Origin of the sequence: Chryseobacterium sp. PvR013 (assembly GCF_017833095.1) — a bacterium.
GTDB lineage: Bacteria > Bacteroidota > Bacteroidia > Flavobacteriales > Weeksellaceae > Chryseobacterium > Chryseobacterium culicis_A.
On the sequence record NZ_JAFIBT010000001.1, the window covers coordinates 4,471,215 to 4,491,196 of the forward strand.

General features: G+C 36.3%; 18 protein-coding genes. 4 read left to right on the forward strand and 14 right to left on the reverse strand.

The window, feature by feature from the left end:
- Positions 1–205 precede the first annotated feature (205 nt).
- The 8 genes from JOE44_RS20470 to JOE44_RS20505 form a co-directional block, all read right to left on the reverse strand.
- Positions 206–1,177, reverse strand: coding sequence for a hypothetical protein (locus JOE44_RS20470; protein WP_209787052.1), 972 nt, complete (start codon positions 1,175–1,177; stop codon positions 206–208).
- 206 nt (positions 1,178–1,383) lie between these two features.
- On the reverse strand, positions 1,384–2,145 hold the full coding sequence (locus JOE44_RS20475) for an Abi-alpha family protein (RefSeq protein ID WP_209787054.1): 762 nt from the start codon (positions 2,143–2,145) through the stop codon (positions 1,384–1,386).
- Positions 2,146–2,335: 190 nt separating this feature from the next.
- Positions 2,336–3,961, reverse strand: a complete 1,626-nt coding sequence (groL, locus tag JOE44_RS20480) for a chaperonin GroEL (RefSeq protein ID WP_142719596.1) — start codon at positions 3,959–3,961, stop codon at positions 2,336–2,338.
- Positions 3,962–4,079: 118 nt separating this feature from the next.
- Positions 4,080–4,358 (reverse strand): co-chaperone GroES, encoded by a 279-nt coding sequence (locus tag JOE44_RS20485; protein WP_034696138.1) that lies wholly within the window; start codon positions 4,356–4,358, stop codon positions 4,080–4,082.
- 115 nt (positions 4,359–4,473) lie between these two features.
- Positions 4,474–5,265, reverse strand: coding sequence for a TerC family protein (locus tag JOE44_RS20490; protein WP_209787056.1), 792 nt, complete (start codon positions 5,263–5,265; stop codon positions 4,474–4,476).
- Entirely contained in the window at positions 5,252–6,463 is a 1,212-nt protein-coding gene (locus tag JOE44_RS20495) for a cation:dicarboxylase symporter family transporter (RefSeq protein ID WP_245169828.1), read from the reverse strand. Before JOE44_RS20495 ends, JOE44_RS20490 begins: the two co-directional genes overlap by 14 nt.
- Before the next feature lie 41 nt (positions 6,464–6,504).
- A complete protein-coding gene (locus JOE44_RS20500) occupies positions 6,505–7,791 on the reverse strand; it encodes a citrate:proton symporter (protein WP_209787058.1) in 1,287 nt (428 codons plus the stop codon).
- Positions 7,792–7,814: 23 nt separating this feature from the next.
- Positions 7,815–8,510: a DUF2490 domain-containing protein gene (locus JOE44_RS20505; protein WP_209787060.1), complete on the reverse strand. Its 696-nt coding sequence runs from the start codon at positions 8,508–8,510 to the stop codon at positions 7,815–7,817.
- A gap of 295 nt (positions 8,511–8,805) precedes the next feature.
- On the opposite strand from JOE44_RS20505, the gene JOE44_RS20510 reads away from it, so the two are divergent.
- Both JOE44_RS20510 and JOE44_RS20515 read left to right on the forward strand, forming a co-directional pair.
- On the forward strand, positions 8,806–9,774 hold the full coding sequence (locus tag JOE44_RS20510) for a histidine kinase (RefSeq protein ID WP_245169829.1): 969 nt from the start codon (positions 8,806–8,808) through the stop codon (positions 9,772–9,774).
- Positions 9,767–10,465 (forward strand): LytTR family DNA-binding domain-containing protein, encoded by a 699-nt coding sequence (locus JOE44_RS20515; protein ID WP_209787064.1) that lies wholly within the window; start codon positions 9,767–9,769, stop codon positions 10,463–10,465. Before JOE44_RS20510 ends, JOE44_RS20515 begins: the two co-directional genes overlap by 8 nt.
- A 72-nt stretch (positions 10,466–10,537) precedes the next feature.
- Here the strand turns inward: JOE44_RS20515 and JOE44_RS25285 are convergent, their stop codons facing one another.
- The 5 genes from JOE44_RS25285 to JOE44_RS20535 form a co-directional block, all read right to left on the reverse strand.
- Positions 10,538–10,672, reverse strand: coding sequence for a hypothetical protein (locus JOE44_RS25285; RefSeq protein ID WP_262497574.1), 135 nt, complete (start codon positions 10,670–10,672; stop codon positions 10,538–10,540).
- A 262-nt stretch (positions 10,673–10,934) separates the two neighbouring features.
- Positions 10,935–11,072 carry a hypothetical protein gene (locus JOE44_RS20520; protein WP_209787066.1) on the reverse strand — a complete coding sequence of 46 codons (138 nt, stop codon included), beginning with the start codon at positions 11,070–11,072 and terminating at the stop codon, positions 10,935–10,937.
- Positions 11,073–11,227: 155 nt separating this feature from the next.
- Positions 11,228–11,950, reverse strand: coding sequence for a hypothetical protein (locus tag JOE44_RS20525; protein WP_209787069.1), 723 nt, complete (start codon positions 11,948–11,950; stop codon positions 11,228–11,230).
- 56 nt (positions 11,951–12,006) lie between these two features.
- Positions 12,007–14,394: a M1 family metallopeptidase gene (locus JOE44_RS20530; protein WP_209787070.1), complete on the reverse strand. Its 2,388-nt coding sequence runs from the start codon at positions 14,392–14,394 to the stop codon at positions 12,007–12,009.
- Between the two features lie 67 nt (positions 14,395–14,461).
- Positions 14,462–15,040 carry a HupE/UreJ family protein gene (locus JOE44_RS20535; protein ID WP_209787072.1) on the reverse strand — a complete coding sequence of 193 codons (579 nt, stop codon included), beginning with the start codon at positions 15,038–15,040 and terminating at the stop codon, positions 14,462–14,464.
- 151 nt (positions 15,041–15,191) lie between these two features.
- Between JOE44_RS20535 and JOE44_RS20540 the strand changes: the two genes are divergently transcribed.
- Together JOE44_RS20540 and JOE44_RS20545 are read left to right on the forward strand one after the other, a co-directional pair.
- Positions 15,192–18,410 (forward strand): S8/S53 family peptidase, encoded by a 3,219-nt coding sequence (locus tag JOE44_RS20540; RefSeq protein WP_209787074.1) that lies wholly within the window; start codon positions 15,192–15,194, stop codon positions 18,408–18,410.
- An 81-nt stretch (positions 18,411–18,491) separates the two neighbouring features.
- Entirely contained in the window at positions 18,492–19,007 is a 516-nt protein-coding gene (locus JOE44_RS20545; protein ID WP_209787076.1) for a DUF6702 family protein, read from the forward strand.
- A 241-nt stretch (positions 19,008–19,248) separates the two neighbouring features.
- Here the strand turns inward: JOE44_RS20545 and JOE44_RS20550 are convergent, their stop codons facing one another.
- Entirely contained in the window at positions 19,249–19,842 is a 594-nt protein-coding gene (locus JOE44_RS20550) for an ACP phosphodiesterase (RefSeq protein WP_209787078.1), read from the reverse strand.
- Between the last annotated feature and the right edge of the window lie 140 nt (positions 19,843–19,982).

Genomic DNA, 19,982 nt, shown 5'->3' on the forward strand with positions numbered 1-19,982 from the left:
GCATAGCTGGTTCGGCGCTTTTTACCTCAGTGATACACATTTAGTTGTAAGAAGGATTCCAGATACAGAAGCTGCATTTTCAAGGGCAGCTTCGCTATCTGAAGCCTCTTGGCTTCAGATGTTTTTTTTGCACCAGGTGGGGAGACTTTGCACAGCTAAGGGCCTTTCAATTCAAAGTTTAGTCCCACGTTTTGCCATTACAATGTTAACTGCAGCTTTTTCTTGCTTTTTGAATAAACATTAACCAACCAAATTCATCATTAGTTTTTTTATCCTTGAATATTTGTTCGATAGATGAAATTACACTCACAGGGTTAAACAAAAAACTAGAAGGTATATTTCCTAAAATTCCTGTTATTGTTGACTTTAATAAATTTGGCTTTCTTTTATCTATAAAATCAAATTTTGCATCATCAATAAACTTTTCAATTTTTCTCTCGACTTCACTACTATTAACCCCATTACTAAATTCACTAGTCCATTCAAAGATTTTTTTCCTAAAATCCTTTGCAAAATGAGAATTTCTTAATTCTATTATTTCGTTCCAAGATAAAGCTCCAAAATCAAAATGGTTAATTGATTCAATATTACTAATTATTTTTTTTTCTTTGGTAGCATTTATTTCTGTACTGTATGTTGCTTTAAAAGCTTGCTCATGCAATTCCGAATATAGCCCAGTTAGTTCTGGAAACATTAATGATGTTTCTGTTAATGTTTGAAAATCACCTGAAATTGTTCCTACATAATATTCCAACTCTTGTTTATGTTCTCGACTTTGAATATCAGGCTTATTATATCCATTCTTCTTTTGAACATATTCCATGACGAAGTTAACATATAAAGATGAATTTTCTCCTTGCCACATTGAATTATTAGTATTTCTAGGCATATATAAGTGCTCTTGAATTTTTTCATCATCAACAAATTCTTCAATACTTATTAATATATCAGAAAAATCTTTTTTATTACTAATTTTTTCTCTCGAAAATGCATTTAAATATGATTCTTTAGTAAAAAACATTGATCCGTCAAGTTTTCCAATGCCAATTGGAATAATTACTAAGTTTTCGAATAAAATGGCATTTCTTTTTAAAAAATTATCTGGATTGTCAATATTTGTTTCAGTATATAAATTTATACTTGAAGGGGTGAAAAGTCCATACTTTTTATAATTCATTTCTTATTGTTTTAAAATTGTAACTAATGGAAAACGGATTTATGAAAATGCGGTGTGAAATTGACTGAAAGTTTAATGCGGCACTTTTTTAATGTAACTAAATTAAGAAAGAATGTAGAATTGGAAAAGATTGACGGCTAAAGAAAACGATTAGTCAACCTTGTACTTAATCCCGCATTTTGTCAATATCTTTTTAGGTGAAGTTTTTATTTCTGAGTTTTACATTGATTGATGAAATAATTCCCGAAAGTAGTAATATGAAAATCATCTGAACTATTATAGTTTGCCGAAATGTCCCAATCAAGATCAATGTCATCTTCATTCAAGTTTGCCGAAGTTGAACCGCTATCTATTTCTATTTCAGGTTCCTCGTATCTTAATAAACCTAATGATTCTAAATTGTCTATATAAATTTTTGTGAACTCATTATTCAAATTAAAATTTTTTTTGATTGATTTAAATGTAATAATTATATCATCTAAATTAATGTCCTTTTCTGTATAATTCTTTTCTATCAAAGAACTTTTCATTAAGTATGCAAGTCGAAGGTCTCTTTTTATGCAGAATTCTTCAAATATAAAATCTAAAATTTTTGCTTCTAAAGATGAAAGAGATGATAGAGTATTAATTAATCTAGGTTCTAATCCCGTTTCAGGTGAAGTAGAAATATTTGAAATTAAATTTGCCCATTTATCTTGCAGTTGTTCATCATCTTCTACTGACGATTTCTCAATTAATGGAACTAATGTTTTAAGATTTAATTCTCTAGGCTCCAATCCATTTTTTTCAAGTAATTCTCTTGATTTATTAAAAATTTTTATTTGGTTTTTTAATCGTGTAAATTTTACTTTATCAGCAAACAATTCTCCAAATTCATCAATTGATGGACCAAATAATTTGTTTAAAAATGCACTGGTTTTATCTAATATCTGTTTGGGTAAATTTAACCCTTCAATAATTTCTTTCATTTATTGTAATGTGTTTCGTAAAATATCATACATACATTATTGTGCCAATTGTTTTGGCTTTAGTTACCTATTTGTTAATCATTAAATTTAAAATATAAATATAATATTTCCTTATGGGAAACCATAAAACAAAAAACCGCTCTACAAAGCAGAGCGGTTAGTATATTAAATTTGTCTCAACGACACGTTGTTACATCATTCCTGGCATTCCACCACCCATTGGCATAGCTGGTTCAGCGCTCTTTACTTCAGTGATTACACATTCAGTAGTAAGAAGCATTCCAGATACAGAAGCTGCATTTTCAAGGGCAACTCTTGTTACTTTAGTTGGGTCAATGATTCCTGCTTCAAGCATGTGAACATACTCGTCAGTTTTCGCGTTGTATCCGAAGTCACCTGTTCCTTCTGCTACTTTAGCAACAATTACAGAACCTTCACCACCTGCGTTAGCAACGATTTGTCTTAATGGCTCTTCGATTGCTCTTTTCACGATTTTGATCCCTGTAGTTTCATCAGAATTGATTCCTGTAAGGTTTTCTAAAGCAGAGATTGCTCTTACTAAAGCAACACCACCACCTGCAACGATACCTTCTTCTACAGCCGCTCTTGTAGCGTGTAATGCATCATCTACTCTGTCTTTTTTCTCTTTCATTTCTACTTCAGAAGCAGCACCTACATAAAGAACAGCAACACCACCAGCTAACTTAGCTAATCTTTCCTGAAGTTTTTCTCTGTCGTAGTCAGAAGTTGTAGTTTCCATCTGAGCTTTGATCTGAGCTACTCTTCCTTTGATTTTCGCTTCGTCACCACCACCGTTTACAACAGTAGTGTTGTCTTTGTCGATCGTTACTTTCTCAGCAGTTCCAAGCATATCCAAAGAGATGTTTTCCATTGTGAAACCTTGCTCTTCAGAGATCACCTGTCCACCTGTAAGGATTGCAATATCTTCTAACATTGCTTTTCTTCTGTCTCCGAATCCTGGAGCTTTTACAGCAGCAATTTTAAGAGAACCTCTTAGTTTGTTTACTACCAAAGTAGCTAAAGCTTCACCTTCAACTTCTTCAGAGATGATCAATAGAGACTTACCACCTTGTGCAATTGGCTCAAGAACCGGTAACAATTCTTTCATTGAAGAGATTTTCTTCTCTACTAAAAGGATATATGGGTTTTCTAGTTCAGCTAACATTTTCTCAGGGTTAGTCACGAAGTATGGTGACTGGTATCCTCTGTCAAACTGCATACCTTCTACAACGTCAACTGTTGTATCGATACCTTTAGCTTCTTCTACAGTGATTACACCTTCTTTTCCAACTTTTCCGAAAGCTTCAGCGATTAATGCACCGATAGTCTCATCATTGTTAGCTGATACAGAAGCAACTTGCTTTACTTTATCTGTAGAATCTCCAACAGCCTGAGACTGCGCTTTAAGGTTTTCAACAACTGCAGTTACAGCTTTGTCGATCCCTCTTTTAAGATCCATTGGATTAGCACCTGCAGCTACGTTCTTAAGACCTTCTCTTACGATAGCCTGTGCCAATACAGTAGCGGTAGTAGTACCGTCTCCTGCGATATCATTAGTTTTGGAAGCTACTTCTTTTACCATTTGAGCTCCCATATTTTCTACTCTGTCTTCAAGTTCGATTTCTTTTGCAACAGACACACCATCCTTAGTTACGTGTGGAGCACCGAAAGATTTTTCGATCACTACGTTTCTCCCTTTAGGACCTAAAGTTACCTTTACTGCATTAGCCAATGCATCTACCCCTCTCTTTAGAGCGTCTCTTGATTCAATATCGAATTTTATTTCTTTTGCCATGTTTAGTTGTATTAAAGTACAATGTATAATGTACCATTGTACGAGATTTACTTTTTAATGTTTGATTTTTTATCAGTCATGAATACATTGTACGTTTTACATTGTACAACGCACAGATTTACCCGATGATTCCTAATAAATCAGCTTCTCTTACGATTAAATAATCTTTACCTTCCAGCTTCAATTCAGCTCCTGAATATTTTCCATAAAGAACTTTGTCACCTACCTGAACTGTTGTAGGCTCATCTTTCTTACCAGGGCCTACTGCCACTACAGTACCTTCTTGCGGCTTTTCCTTTGCAGTGTCCGGGATGATAATACCTGAAGCTGTTTTAGTTTCTGCTGCGATTGGCTCTACCAGAACTCTGTCTGCCAATGGTTTAAAGTTTACTGACATAATATGTTTATTTTTTAATTATTTCTGTGTTGTAATTCTCTAAATGTATGCCATGAGACCATGGTGGCTGAAATGGCAGACTTTTGTTTCCGAATGTGAAAATTTGGCAGAAAAATTATTTTTTACGGGTTGGAAATCCAACAAGATAACTGGTCACTACAGGAATTACAAATAAAAGAACGGTAATGGCGGAAACTAAAATTTCCATGGTATGGCTGCCTAGAAATTGAGCGAATGCGGTGGCAGGGTAGAAGTGCTCAAATAAAGATAAACTTAGTTTAATTCCTAAAATAGCAATCACAATAAACGCGGCAGTTTCCAGGAAAGGAAATATCTGCATAAGGCGGACAAACCACTGCGCTATAAATCTCATCGCTAAAATCCCTATAAATACGCCGAGGGTAATCAGAAGTAAATTATCAGAGAAAGCAACTGCCGCAAAAACATTATCTATAGAAAAAGCAAGGTCCATTACTTCCACAATAGCAACGGTTGCCCAGAATTGTCCCAGCAGCCCGATGGAATTTTTATACAGCCAGCTGGATTCCTTGTCAGGACTTTCGTCTGCACTTTCTTCATCGTTTTTATTTTTCATCTTTTTGATCAGCCAGTCCAGAGAAATATAGATCAGGTATAATCCTCCCAGTGGTTTCAGCCACCAAACGGAAATCAGAACAGAAGCAAAAATAAGAGCAAGTCCCCGAAATAGATAAGCACCCAGGATTCCATATTTCAAAGCTCTTTTTCTTTGATGTTCGGGCAGATCCATTACGATGGTGGCCAATACTGCGGCGTTGTCCACAGAAAGGAGACTTTCAATCAGGATGAGATTGCCGATAATGGCTAAAGATTTTGCAGGGTTTTGTAAGATGTCATTGAAAAGGAGGGTAAAATCAGGAAATATCATTTTTTAAGGGAATAGAATGTTGATTAAGTTTTGAAATAATGGCTGCAGAAACTGAAATGCCTATGAAATTGGTAACTGATCTGGCTTCATTCATAAAGCGGTCTACGCTGTATAAAAGGGCAAGATCTGTGGTGGGGATTTTTCCAAAACGGCTTAAGGTAAACATCAGGGCAAGAAAACCGGATCCCGGTACCCCTGAAGCAGTTTTTGAAGCAATGGAAATGGTGATAAAAAGCCAGAAATAATCTTTTATGGTAAGAGGAATATTATAAAACTGGATAAGGAAAATACATGAAATTGAAAGGTAGATACAAGCTCCGGCCAGATTAAAATTGTATCCTAGAGGAATAATAAGGCGGAGAATCTTCCGGTCATAACCCTGTGATTCCATTTTATCAAAGATCATTGGGAAGGCGGTCTTTGATGAAGACGTTGCTATAACAAGAATGATTTCTTCTTTGATGCTGATTAAAAAATCCCAAAGGTTAATTTTAAAATAAGCTGTTACAACCCCTAATATCCCGAAGATGAAAAATACACAGGTAAGATATACTGTGGCAACAATCTTACTTAATGGGAGCAAAGTATTAATTCCGTATACAGAAATTCCGTAAGCGATATTAGAGAAAATGACTATCGGGAGAAACAGGTACACATACTTGATGAGTTTGAAAAACAAGTTCCTTCCTACATCTATAGCTTTAAGAATGTTATTTTTTTTCTTTGAAAGACCAATTACAACTCCCGCAGATATGGAGAGTAAAAGAAAAAATACATAGTTGCTGATATGTAAAGGATTCGTAGTCCTGGTTAGAAACCTTTCGGGTAACGCCTTGTGTGAAGAAAGAATAATCCCCGTATTCGCTCCCGGTTTTAAAAGAAGACCTGATCCGATCCCCAATACAATACTGATGGAAGTGATGATTATAAAATACAGAACCATCTGACTTACAATTTTAAAAGCATTTTTGGTGCTGAAAATATAGCTTACTCCATACGTTACAGCAATAAAAATTACCGGAATAATCAAAACCTCAAGAAGCATGAAAAAGTAACTGCTTACCGTTTCCAGATGCTTACTGATTTCCGGAAAATAATAACCGGTTAATGCTCCACAGATGATCGCTGTGAACACATAAAGCGTAAGATTTCTTAAATAAGAGTCTGTAAATGTTTTTTGCTTGGCAGTTTTCATCATTCTCGTTTTAGGATAAGATTACAGAATTCAAAGATATAACCTTATATAATACCAAGAACCAAAGCACCCAGCAACATTACGATTGATGATCCTATAGCCCACTTTAAGGTAAATTTCAAGTGGTCGGAGAATTCAACACCTGCCAGTGAAACCAGCAGATAAGTGGAAGGAACCAGAGGACTTAATAAATGAGAAGCCTGTCCTACAAGGCTGGCACGTCCCAAAATATCAGGTGGAATATTCAGCTGGCTGCCTGTAGCTGTAATAACTGGAAGGATTCCAAAATAATAAGCATCATTGGTAAGGAAAAAGGTAAGCGGTACACTGAATATGGCGGTGATAATGTTCAGATAGCCACCCCAGGTTTTTGGAACGATACTGATGATACTATTTCCCATAGAACTCATAATTCCGGTACCATTCAGAATACCGGTGAAAATACCTGCACCGAAGATCATTCCCGCCACAGATAAAGCATTTCCGGCATGTTTTGAAATAATCTTCTGCTGGTCTTTCAGTTTAGGATAATTGATCACGGAAGCAATACAGAAAGCAATCATAAAAGCAACTCCCAAAGGAATAATGTCAAGAATCATCACACAAAGCAAAATAATGGTCAGGATTAAATTGACAATGATAAGTTTTGGACGTCTTAATGCGGGATCATTTTCGCCAGCAATATCCTGTCCGCTGTATTTGGTGTATTTACCATGTTTGCTGATTCTTTTTTTCTCTCTGACTCCTAAAATATAGGCAACAAAGAATACCCATACCAGCCCGATCAGCATTACCGGAATCATAGGAACAAAAATTTCAGTATGTCCCAGTTTTAGAGAACTCATTACTCTGGCAGTTGGTCCTCCCCATGGTAAAATATTCATAATTCCACCGGCTAGCATGATGATACAGGTCAGAACTAAAGGGTTCATGCCCTGTTTTTTATAAAGCGGGAGTAATGCTGCCACCACAATAATGTAAGTGGAAGAGCCATCTCCGTCTAAAGAAACAAGTGTGGTGAGAAGGGCAGTCCCGATGGTTGTTTTTACCGGATTATCTCCTACAGCCTTTAGTATGGCATTCACAAGAGGTTCAAAAAGCCCGGTATCAATCATCAGACTGAAATACAGGATGGCAAAAATCAGCATAACCCCCGTAAGTGCTATTTCTTTTACTCCATCTTTCATCATTTTCCCCAGGTCAGGCCCGAATCCTGCCACCACAGCTATAAGTACAGGTACAAGGACTAAAGCCGTAAGCGGGGTCATCTTTTTGTTCATGATGAGGATCATGAAGATGAAAATCATTAAAAAACCAAGAAATGTAAGCATAATGTAGTATAATGTTAATGAGGTTATTGTTGTTTCTTTTTTCTCCAGTCAAAGCTGTTTCTGAAGCCTATGAACCCGTAATTGCTTGTTTTTCCGGTTTCCATCTGATTAATAAAGGCAAGCTCCAGCGCAGAATTTTTCCCTACTTTTATTCCCAGGCCTGCAGTAATACGATTGCTGTCGAAAGGCTCTGTTTTATCAATATTCATTCTTATTTCATTTTTAAGAATACCATAGAGTTTTTCTTTTTCTCCTTTTTTATTGAAAGGAATTCTGACAGAGATGAGGTATCGGATTCTTACCTCGAATTCATCAGGGTTACTGATAAAGCGTTCTTCCACTCTAAGGCGGTTGGATATTGAGGTTCTGCCAATGTAGTAATCAGCGGTTACCTGTTGAAATGGCCTTTTTTCGTAGCGAATCTTTTTAGAATCGTCAGCATTATAAGATTCAAGAATCAAAAACATCGCTCCTGCGGCAGGTCTTATATTTTCTGCCACTTCATAGTCTACATAAGCATTCACAAGGAAAAGTCTTGTGTCGTAAGCCAGGTCAAAGGAACGGTATTGGGTAAGGGCAGTTAAAGTACTTTTATCAGTAATCTTTGCAGACATCAGGTACTGAAACCACATATTATAATTGTCTTTGCTCTGACTGTATAAAAGACCATTTGTCAGACAAAATGATAATATAAGCGTTAATTTTATATTAAGTTTCATGAAATATTTGATTAATATTGCGGTTTCTCAAATATATTTATTCGGAAGAGCGGACCCGGATTTTTTCAATCAATGACAGTTTTTCTCAACGAACTGCATTTTGAGACAAAAAGATATTATATTTGATGCGTTTCAAAATAAGGTATGGACTATGTTTTTAATCATTAATTTTATTATTATATTATTGATTATCAGAATTTTATTTAGTGGTAAGATTCTGGAAAGCCTTATGAAGTACCGTTGGAAATTTTTGTTGAGGTTTCAGCATATTTTTTTCCTTTTTATCTTCATTTTGATGACTTATTTCACCGAAAACTACTTCCTGGATTCAACTCAGTTGGTGATAAGCATTATTTTGAATACAATTTTCAATGTGGGAATTTATTATCTGGTGTACTATTATCTGGTTCCCCGGTTTTATTTATCCAATAAGTATCCGGAGTTTATTCTCTATGCTTTAATCTGCTTTTTGGTTTCCAGCCTTTTCAGGATTCTGTGGGAGCCTGCTGTTTTTCAGATGGATTTCAGTGGAAAGGGCTTTCACGTTGGGTTTCTGTACAATGTGTACATTTCACAGGGAATCATCATTCTGGTGGGATCTTTTTTGGGAATTACCAAAGACAAATTTTTAATAGAACAGGATGTGATCAGCCTTGGAGAGGAGAAAGATCAGCTGTATCTTGATTTGCTGAAGTCTAAACTGAATCCTCATTTTTTGCTGAATACCCTTAATAATATATACGCAAACAGTTTTACCCATTCCGAGAAGACCTCAGATTCTATTTTGCAGTTGAGTAAACTTCTGAAGTATATTATTTATGACAGCGGAAAAGAAAAAGTAACGGTTTCCCAGGAATTTTCTTCCCTGAAAGCTCTTGCTGCGTTGTACCAGCTTAAATATAATAACCAGCTTGATATTGTCATGGATATTGAAGAGCAGGAAGAATTTGACGTTGCTGAAATCCCGTCTGCTATACTTCTTACTTTATTTGAAAATGCTTTAAAACACTCAGCAATAGGAGAGGATGCTCATGGTTTTATAAAATTATTCTGTAATATTGAGCGCTCTGAATTGTATTTTGAAATTATAAATTCTGTAGGGAAAGATAGAATTCATGCAGCTGAATCTAATTATCACGGATTGGGTAATGAGGCAATTATTCATATCTTGGAAAAATTTTATCCTGATCAGTATGAATTTTATTCCGGACCGAAAGAACATGATCAATATAAAATTGCTTTAACAATTACTATCAATGGCTAACCTGACTATCGTTAATGTAGATGATGAATATCCTGCATTGCAGCTTGTAAAACAATATTGTGATCAGCTTGAAGATGTTGAATTGCTGGCTTCCTTTCAAAAACCGGAAGAAGCGCTGGCTTTTCTGAAAACCAACAAAGTGGATCTGGTGGTTTTCGATATCAATATGCCTGGAATCAATGGGGTAGAGCTTTTACAGCAGCTTCCCGATCCTCCGCTGTGTATTTTTCTGACGCTGGAAACAAAATATGCAGTGAAAGCATTTGAACTGGATGTTGTTCATTATCTTATAAAGCCTGTGGATTTTGATACTTTTAGAAAAGCGGTCAATAAAGCAAGAGATTTTGTTCAGTTTAAAAACTCGGCAAATAATCACCATCAGGAAGACTATATTATGTTCAAATCCAATTATGTGATGAATAAGGTTTTTCTCAAAGATATTCTCTGGATACAGGGATTCGGAGAGTATATTGTGCTGATGACGCCGTTGAAAAAGTATATGATTCTGGAGAGAATGTCAAATTTTGAAGAGAAATTTCAGCATTTCGGTTTCATCAGAATTCACAAGTCTTATATTGTATTGTTAGAACATATTAATTCGTATAATTCCAGTCATGTTTTTCTGAAAAACGGAGAAGAGCTTCCGTTGGGAAGAACCTATAAAAAGAATGTGAAAGCGCATTTAAACTAAAAAGATTGTTTCAAAAGTCAAGTTATTGACTTTTGAAACAATCTTTTTTTAAACTGTTATCTGATGATAGAACTATGGGCAATATTGTCCAGGTCCAATCCAAAGAATACACTGTCCTTTGTAATTGTACTCACAGCAAACGCGTCCTGCTGCTCCACCATTGATCGATTTCTGAGCGTCTCTGCTCAATAATTTAGCATTTTTCATAGTTATTAATATTTTGATTTGTACGTTCCTGAACATTTAAAGTCAATCAGGATTTTGACACTTGGTGTAAAATAAGAGAATCAAAGATAGTACTTTTCCTTATGATGTGATATATTTTATTGATATTTTTTTTAATAAAATTTTGATTATCAGTTGTTAATGGTTTTTCTTCAATGGTAATAGATATACTTCAGGTTGAGAATGTAAACAGAGAAAGCCGGAAACTTCCGGCTTTCTTCAAAATTGTTATGAGATGATAGAACTAAGGACAGTTTTGTCCAGGCCCGATCCATAAAGTACATTTTCCATTATCGTCGCGTTCGCAACATACCAATCTGGCAGCAATTCCGCCATGGATTTTTTTTTGAGCATCTCTGCTTAGTAATCTGGCATTTTTCATAAGTAATATTTTGATTTGTACGTTCCTGAGCATTTAAAGTCAATCAGGCTTTTGACATCTGGTGTTTATGGTGATTCAAATATAAAACTTTTTAAGCCGGATTGTTATATTTTTTATAGACGAAAAAAAGGTGTTGGTGTTTGGTTTTCAATAATTTACTGAGTTATTTCCAAAGACATTTTTCTTCCTGCCATATCCATATCCTGTTTTACAATTTTTCTTGTTGCAGGATCAATATAATAGGTTGTGGTAGCTGTTTTGTTGCTGATATCATCATTTGTTTTGACTACCCAAACTGGTTTTCCTTTATATTCTGCTTTTTGAGTATCCAGAATATAGGCTTTCATTAATCCTTTTTTCTCAGATTTTGGATTGTAATCGAAAATAGAAATCTCAGCAGTGTAATTTTCTTTCAAAGGAAGATAGCGTATCAGCATTGCATAGCTGCTGCTATCAAAATAATGTACAGCAGGGATTTCAATGATATCTTTTTTCTGAGATTTTTTATCCAGATAATATCCGGTGACTTTATGTTTCCCAGACTTGAGAACCGTATCTCTGTTTATATTGTAAGAAGAATGATAAATAGGACCGAAGTTCGATATTTTCACAAGGGTAGAATCTGTCCATTTTGCATCAGGAGCCTGTTTCATTTGTACAGTTGTTCTGATCAGAAGATCTGTTTTGTTCAGTTTTTTTGTCTCGGTGGTAATGCGTCCTATTTCTATTTTTGTTCCTGCATTTTCTGCAAACCATAGAGCTTCGGAAGTTTCATCTTGTATTAATTTTGGATTGATTCCAGCATTTTCAGGCGTAAGCAGTTTTTGAGAAAAAAAATTAGCACTACTTAGTATTAAAAGGAAAAGAATAGTTCTCATGATCTTTTTAATAATAAGTAGTGCTGTATTTGTTAAAAGTTACAACGTTTTGTTTTTTAACTCTTTCCTGAAGCCTGCATTGGATTAACCTTTCCGGTTGAGCCTCCTCTTACAGTTCCTCCTTCCTGTTTTTGTTTAAAGAGTTGGAATTTTGAAGTTTCACTGCCAGATCCGGTACTGCTCCAAACATTATTAGTGGTATCAATATCAGCCGTTTCTCTCATTGGATCAAGCTGAATAGATTTTAATTTTTTGTCGAAATAATACGTCTTGGAAATCTTTTGCTCATTCAATCTCCAGATCTGAGCCGAAGATTTATCATATAATTTTGATCCGTCTTCAAAAGTGAATTCAAGGATGATCGGCATTACCAGTCCGCCTTTATTCACAAAGTCTATCTGATAGCCTGTAATATTTTTGAATTTCTCTTTGTCCTTAGCATCTAAAGGAAGATTGGCTGCTGGTTTTACAGTGTATTCCTTATTATTATCTACCTTTTCCTGGCCTCTGTCGTATCTGTAATAGAAGTCCTGAAGATCTTTATCTCCGTCTACATAGAATTTGATATTCTTATCCTCTCTGTTTCTGATTTTTGAAAGGTCTTCGAAACTGTTAACCAAAGGTTTTTCAACCTGATATTTTACTTCTGCAGCTGCTTTTGGATCAGATTCAAGATTAGGAACAGCTACCGTTACCTTATCAATAGCGATATCTACAGGATCTGTACCGTAGAACCAGCCTCTCCAGAACCAGTCAAGGTCTTCACCGCTGGCATCTTCCATGGTGCGGAATAAATCTGCAGGTTCAGGATGTTTGAATGCCCATCTTTTAGCATACGTTTTAAATGCTTTGTCGAAAAGCTCTCTTCCCATGATTGTTTCACGAAGAATATTCAGTCCTGTAGCAGGTTTTGAATAGGCATTCGGTCCATACTGAACAATATTTTCTGAATTACTCATGATAGGCTCCAGCTGATCTTTCGGGAGTTTCATGTAATCTACAATCGTCCATGCCGGCCCTCTTTTAGATGGGAATTTGTTATCCCACTTCTCTTCTGTAAGATATTCAGTAAATGTATTCAAACCTTCGTCCATCCATGCCCACTGTCTTTCATCAGAATTGATGATCATCGGGAAAAAGTTGTGACCAACCTCATGGATAATTACTCCAATCATCCCATTTTTTGTTCCTTCAGAATACGTTCCGTCTTTCTCAGTTCTCCCGAAATTGAAACAGATCATCGGATATTCCATTCCATTAGAAGCTTCTACAGACTGTGCTACAGGATATGGATAAGGAATGGTAAATTCTGAATAGGTTTTAATGGTGTGCGCTACAGCTTTTGTTGAAAACTTTCTGTAAAGGCCATAAGATTCTTTTGGATAAAAACTCATTGCCATTACCTTGTTATTGTTTTCAGGGATCGTTACACGCATTCCGTCCCAGACAAATTTTCTGGAAGAAGTCCATGCAAAATCACGAACATCCTTTGCTTCAAAAACCCATGTTTTTCTTTGTTTTGAATGATTTTTCTCTGCTTTTTTAGCTTCATCCAATGTTACAATTTCGATGGGTTCCGCTGCATTTTCAGATTTTCTGTATCTTGATAACTGATCAGCTGTTAATACCTGATCGTAGTTTTTACATTCTCCGGTTCCTCCTACAATATGATCGGCAGGAACATTCATAGAAACTTTAAAATCTCCGAAAACCAATGCAAATTCACCTCTTCCGGTAAACTGGTGGTTCTGCCATCCCTGAAAGTCGCTATACACGCACATTCTTGGATACCATTGTGTTATCGTATACAGATCATTACCATCCTCGGGGAAGTTTTCGTAACCGCCTCGGCCTCCCATCTTTATTCTGTTAGAGATATTGTAATTCCAGTCTACTTTGAAAACGAATTTTTCTCCCTTTTTCAAAACTTTGGGAAGGTCAATCCGCATCATGGTTTTGTTAACGGTATACTTCAAAGGATTCCCTGAAGCATCAGTCACTTTTTCAAGATTTACTCCATAGCCATTATCTTTCACAGGAAGCTCAGAAATTTTAAGCTGCTGGTCTGTAGTGGAAGGACGAAGAACAGATGAAGCGTCATATCCGGCATTTCTGATATTTGAGTGTTCGTTTTCATCAAGCTGCAACCATATATAATCCAGCTCATCCGGAGAATTGTTGTAGTACGTAACTGTTTCCGAACCTTTCAGATTTCTTTTATCCTCATCCAGATAAGCAGAAATGTTATAGTCGGCTCTGTTTTGCCAGTATCCGTGTCCGGGAGCTCCTGAAGCTGTTCTGTAAATATTGGGTGTTGGTAGAATCGTTCCCAGCTGCTCAAACTTGTTGCCATGGTTGCTGCCTGGGTTATTCTGAATATTTTGTGCGGTGAAACCTGTATATGCAAATACAGAAAGTGAAAGTATAACAACTTTTAGTTTCATAACCGAAATGATTTATTAATGATCAAAGATAGGAATTAGCTGCTGAAATAATAAAAATATTTAACTTTTAAAACGGAATTCTTTCCAGAGTCATTTTCAGGGATAAAGCAAATACCCCGGAAGAAACAAACAGAATCCAGTCTTTTTTATTCACTTTAAAAAGATTGAGTGAAATAAACAGGATGATTAAAATCGCAGCAACAATTACAATCTGGCCAAGCTCAAGACCTATATTGAAACCCAATAGCGGTAAAGCAATACCTTGACTTTTTGCAATCATTACTCTTGCCGTATTGGCGAATCCCATTCCGTGAACAAGTCCAAAGATTAATGCGAGGTAGTAATTGGCCCGCATCAAGGTCTGTTTCTGATTTTTCATGATAATATTATCCAAAGAAGTCAGAACAATGGTTAAAGGAATTAAAAACTCAACCCAGTCAGAAGGAACTCTGAAGACATCCAGAATACTCAAAGCTAATGTAATGGAATGTCCTATTGTAAATGCAGTCACCAGAATTAGGATTTTTTTCCAGTCACTGTAGGAATAAACAGCGATCAATGCCAGTACAAAAAGCTGATGATCCAGAGCATCCAGAGAAATAATATGTTCCCATCCAAGGTTTAAATAAAAAAGGAAATCCTGCATTTTGATTAAAAAATTTTATGTTTTGAATATATTGTTAAAGTGGGGTTGGTTTTATTGTTTGGTTTAATTTTTATGCTTGATTTTTATTAATGTCTTATATTATTTATGTATTGAATAAAAATTGTATAATTGTATTGCATAAAAATGAAATATGGATATTAAAAAATTATTTTCTACAAATGTAAACATTTCACCTGGAGGAGCGAAGCTTCTTAGAAATGCTACAGCAGCCTTTTTGGGATTATATTCCTACGCTTTTTACGGTCAGGTACAGAAATTGGACTCCCGGTTTGATATTTTATTGAAAAATAAAGAAAATATTACCAATGGTAGAGCAGTAAAAGAGTTGGAACGTCCCGATATGAAACTTGACCAGCATCTGGTAGTGACTTCAAAGGGAGCTCAGACTATGTATTCATGTATTATCTATACGAAAGAGCCTGAAAAACTGAAGGCTGATGGTTTCCTGATCCAAAGTCAGCTGCCAACATTTTCTACTGCTCTGGTCTCCATGGATGATCTTGAACGGCTTAAGAAACTTCCTTATGTAACTTCAGTAATGGCTCCTGAGTTTGACGAACTTCATAATGATGTGAGCAGAGCTCAGTCCGGAGCAAGCCTTTTGCAGGATGGAGTTTTCAATAACACAGCTTATAACGGAACAGGTGTTTTAGTCGGAATTTATGACAGTGGAATAGACTGGAAACATCCGGACTTCAGAAAAGCCAATGATCAGACCAAAAGCAGAATTGTTTCCATCTGGGATCAGACACTCACAGCACAAGCAGGAGAGACAACCCCTACAGGATTTTCAACAGGTGTAGAGTATACAAGAGCACAGATTGAAGATGAGTTGGATGGAACACCAACAGGATTTGTGCGTGAAAATGATACAAACGGACACGGAACCCACGTTTCCGGGACGGCAGCCGGCAATGGCTCTGCATTTACGGATAAAAGACATAAAGGATTTTCATCTGATGCAGATATTGTTTTTGTAAAAGGTGGTAACGGATCCTTTCCTACAACAAATACCATTAATGCTTTAACCTATTTTAAAAACGTAGCAACAGCGCTTAATAAACCTATTGTTGTCAATATGAGTATTGGCGGACAGGGAACTGCTCATGACGGAACTTCCAGCCATGAGGTAGCGGTGAACAATTTTACCACTTCAGGACCTGGTAGAGTAGTGGTTATTTCTGCAGGTAATGATTATGGAGCCAATCTTCATAGAAAATTTGATATTGCGGCTGGTGCGGCACAGACGTATACCTTTACTGTTTCAAGCAATACTTCTGCAACTTCAGTATTTTCATTTATTATGTATGCCAATGATAATACTCCTGTTACAGCAAAACTAACTACTCCGGACGGACAACAGTATACACAGAATATAAGCACAACTACTGCTCACAGTATATTGGGAGGAGGGCTTACAGCAACAATGTATAACTACTGGGGGAATGATAACAACAAGCGGTATGTTCAGATGGTGATAACCAGAACTTCCGGAACTACAAACGTTCAGGGAAATTATACCTTAGAAATTACCAATAACGGAACCCAGCAGATTACTACACATGGCTGGTTGTACAGTCAGGGAGTGAGTACAACTTTGCAAAATGGCGATAATGAATATATTGTAGGGTCTCCCGGGAATGCTTCTAATGCCATTACCGTGGCTTCATATTTAGGAAGAACAAGCTGGTACAGCGGAACGAGCGGTTATTATACCCTTACTCCACAGGAATCCATATCATCATTCAGTGCGCAAGGGCCAAGAGTAGATGGGGTTCAAAAGCCGGAGATTGCGGCTTCCGGCCAGAATGTGATTTCAACCAGATCAGCTGATTCTTCTCCCGGAGCTACAGATATTATTGCAGGAACCAACTATTATGTGAAAAACCAGGGAACAAGTATGTCTTCGCCAGGAGTAGCGGGCGCAGTAGGATTATTGCTTCAGGCCAATCCCACATTAACAGCAGCACAGGTGAAAGCCCGTCTTACAGCTAACGCAAGAATGGATGGGGCAACCGGTACTGTTCCGAATATGAGATGGGGATATGGTAAATTAGATATTTATAAAGCCGTTACCGATGAACTGGGATGTGTGAAATCTAATTTTGAAACAGTAGGGTATGATGAACCTTATATCATTGCCAATACAGAATCAAATTATTATTTTGATAATATAGCTCTTGCTGTCAGATATACCCCAACATTAACAGGGAAACTGGGAGGATTTTCGTTTTTAACGGGAACTTCACTTCCTTCTGATATTCCGGTGGATATTCAAATCAGAAAAGTGGATGCCAATGGAAATCCCGGGGATATTATAGCTACTAAAACGATTACTTCGTGGCTTAATAATACACAGAGGTTTACCTGGAACTATGTGAGTCTTTCCGATCTGAATATACAGATGGTTACCGGAAAAGATTTTTATATTGTGGTCAATGGTTTGGGAGGAAGAATCGCCATGAAGGCTGAAAATGCAGTAGTTAATAACAGATCTAAAACATCTACAGATGGTACAGCCTGGACTTCAAGAACATTTGACTTTAAAATGAGAGCTGTAGTGTATGAAAATGTAGCTGAAGTGAAGAATTTAGCAACTTCCAACCAAACGAAAGCCAGCACGGTAGCCAATGGATATAACTATTTTACAAATATCTGCCAGCTTATAGCAAGAGTAGAAAAAGAAGCCGCAAGTACCGTAACAGGAAATGTAACATCAAAAGTATGGGTGGATAATGCACAGCCCAACTATGTGGCAAGAAGATATGAAATCAATTCGGATGCAAACACTACGACTGCAACTGGTAAAGTAACTTTATACTTTAAGCAGAGTGATTTCGATGCTTATAATCTTACCAATGGAGTGAAGTTACCTACTTCACCTACCGATGTTGCCAATAAAGCCAATCTTCTTATTGAAAAATACACAGGAACAAGTACCACAGGTACAGTAGCTTCTTTTGGAGGAACTGCAGCGATTATCACTCCTGATATTGCAGATATTATCTGGAATGATACCTACCAATACTGGGAAGTAAGCTTCCAGACAACAGGTTTTGGCGGATATTTTGTTAAAACAGGGACAACACTGGGAACAGCAGATGTTAAGATCAATGCAGAGGTGAATATCACCCCTAATCCTGCGAAAGATTTTGTGAATGTAGTGTTGGGCAGACATTCTAAAGGATCAGTGACTATTTATGATGCTTCAGGAAAACTGGTTAAAACAGCAAATGTCAACACCAACGCAAGTAAAATTGATGTTTCAGCACTGGTAAGAGGAACTTATCTGTTCACCATTGTATTGGAGGATAATACAAAAATTACGAAAAAGGTGATTAAAGAATAAAAATTCAGTAATCAATTTCAAATAAAAAAGCAGCAGTTTCTATAACTGTTGCTTTTTTTATATTTGCTTAAAATAAAATTCATGTCACGTAAGTTTTTTTTTGGATTTCTTGTATTGGTAACCATCGTCTTTCAGAGTTTTGTAAGCGATGAGGCCGTTCATCCCTACCATGTAGGCTCTGTGGAAATTAATTATAATTCAAAATCCAGAACATTTGAAGTGACAGGAAGGTTTTTCCTTGATGATATGGAAAATGGCTTAGGGAAAAAATATGGAGGCGCTTTTCATTTTAATGATGAACAATACAAAGCAAAATTGAATGATGCCCTGCAAAAATATTGTTCAGAATATTTCAAATTAAAAGTTGACAATAAATTTTTGAAGGTCAACTATATCGGGTATGAAGAAGACCAGGAATCGGTAAATGTATTTCTGGAATCTGAATCTGTACCCACTCCCAAAAAAGTAGAAACAGCGGTAAGCTTTCTATATAACCTTTTTGATGATCAGATCAATATTGTCCATATTATTGTGAATGGAGAAAGAAGAAGTGAAAAACTTACTTATCCTAACCGTTATCTTTATAAGCAATTTTAAACCTATTATAAAGCTCTAAAAGACAAGTAGAATTACAATTCGGTTTAGATTATTTTCGTTTGACGTAAAGATTTAACCTGTTGTGTGATGTTCTTAAGGGAGCAAAGGTAGAATCAACTTCATTGATTCCTTTTAAGCTTATTCATATCCACTCAGCTTAGTCAGCGACTTTGTCGCTTTCTTAGCTCACTTCTGATAAGCTATTTGACATGAACTTTGTGTTTTAACCAATTCGAAAATATTAATTTTCCAGCTGAATCAAGGTATTGATACCTTTTGCATGGGCGAGCAGATCAGGAAAAAAATCATCATAGCATTGCTGAAGACGCTCTTTATTCTTTAAAAAAGCTTCAAAAACAGGAATGTCCTTATCAAGATATTTTGCTTTATTAAGTACTTTCTGAATACTGAATTTAATTCCCCAGTTTTCACGATAATTATAAAGCCAGTCATCATGCTCCATTTTAACAAGCATTTTTTTGAAGTTTTCGGGCAGCCACTGTTCATTGGCATTCAAAACACAGTAGACTCGAAGGGAATGAGCTTTCCAGCCATCAAGCGTATGTAAAGAAAAATCGTTGGCTACAAAATGATCCATAGAAACATCTACAAATGCACCTGCGTACAATCTTACCAAAGGAGCAAACACTTTTTTGGCTTCATGAATGGCAGGGTGGGAATCTGTAAAAGTATCAATAGCTCTGTGCAGGGTAATTCCGTCCTGAATATCTTTCGGGAAAGAAAAACGATCCCTGTTGCGGATAAAATCTTCAAGAAACTGCCCCACGATCTGTCCGTCGGTAAAAGAAAGAAAAGAATGCGCCAGATAATTCATAATTTAAAGGTATGAATTAAATGTGAATGTTTGATAAAAGTGAATAGTGAATAGTGAATCCGCTTCGCTTGTGAATTTTTTTTATCTACATCCCATTGACCATTGAGTTGCGCAGCAAAAATTGACCATTCACAATCTAA

Excerpts from the sequence above, each read along its gene's own strand:
- JOE44_RS20470 (WP_209787052.1), bottom strand. The coding sequence starts at position 1,177 with ATGAATTATAAAAAGTATGGACTTTTCACCCCTTCAAGTATAAATTTA.
- JOE44_RS20475 (WP_209787054.1), bottom strand. The coding sequence starts at position 2,145 with ATGAAAGAAATTATTGAAGGGTTAAATTTACCCAAACAGATATTAGAT.
- groL (WP_142719596.1), bottom strand. The coding sequence starts at position 3,961 with ATGGCAAAAGAAATAAAATTCGATATTGAATCAAGAGACGCTCTAAAG.
- JOE44_RS20485 (WP_034696138.1), bottom strand. The coding sequence starts at position 4,358 with ATGTCAGTAAACTTTAAACCATTGGCAGACAGAGTTCTGGTAGAGCCA.
- JOE44_RS20490 (WP_209787056.1), bottom strand. The coding sequence starts at position 5,265 with ATGATATTTCCTGATTTTACCCTCCTTTTCAATGACATCTTACAAAAC.
- JOE44_RS20495 (WP_245169828.1), bottom strand. The coding sequence starts at position 6,463 with ATGATGAAAACTGCCAAGCAAAAAACATTTACAGACTCTTATTTAAGA.
- JOE44_RS20500 (WP_209787058.1), bottom strand. The coding sequence starts at position 7,791 with ATGCTTACATTTCTTGGTTTTTTAATGATTTTCATCTTCATGATCCTC.
- JOE44_RS20505 (WP_209787060.1), bottom strand. The coding sequence starts at position 8,510 with ATGAAACTTAATATAAAATTAACGCTTATATTATCATTTTGTCTGACA.
- JOE44_RS20510 (WP_245169829.1), top strand. The coding sequence starts at position 8,806 with ATGACTTATTTCACCGAAAACTACTTCCTGGATTCAACTCAGTTGGTG.
- JOE44_RS20515 (WP_209787064.1), top strand. The coding sequence starts at position 9,767 with ATGGCTAACCTGACTATCGTTAATGTAGATGATGAATATCCTGCATTG.
- JOE44_RS25285 (WP_262497574.1), bottom strand. The coding sequence starts at position 10,672 with ATGAAAAATGCTAAATTATTGAGCAGAGACGCTCAGAAATCGATCAAT.
- JOE44_RS20520 (WP_209787066.1), bottom strand. The coding sequence starts at position 11,072 with ATGAAAAATGCCAGATTACTAAGCAGAGATGCTCAAAAAAAAATCCAT.
- JOE44_RS20525 (WP_209787069.1), bottom strand. The coding sequence starts at position 11,950 with ATGAGAACTATTCTTTTCCTTTTAATACTAAGTAGTGCTAATTTTTTT.
- JOE44_RS20530 (WP_209787070.1), bottom strand. The coding sequence starts at position 14,394 with ATGAAACTAAAAGTTGTTATACTTTCACTTTCTGTATTTGCATATACA.
- JOE44_RS20535 (WP_209787072.1), bottom strand. The coding sequence starts at position 15,040 with ATGCAGGATTTCCTTTTTTATTTAAACCTTGGATGGGAACATATTATT.
- JOE44_RS20540 (WP_209787074.1), top strand. The coding sequence starts at position 15,192 with ATGGATATTAAAAAATTATTTTCTACAAATGTAAACATTTCACCTGGA.
- JOE44_RS20545 (WP_209787076.1), top strand. The coding sequence starts at position 18,492 with ATGTCACGTAAGTTTTTTTTTGGATTTCTTGTATTGGTAACCATCGTC.
- JOE44_RS20550 (WP_209787078.1), bottom strand. The coding sequence starts at position 19,842 with ATGAATTATCTGGCGCATTCTTTTCTTTCTTTTACCGACGGACAGATC.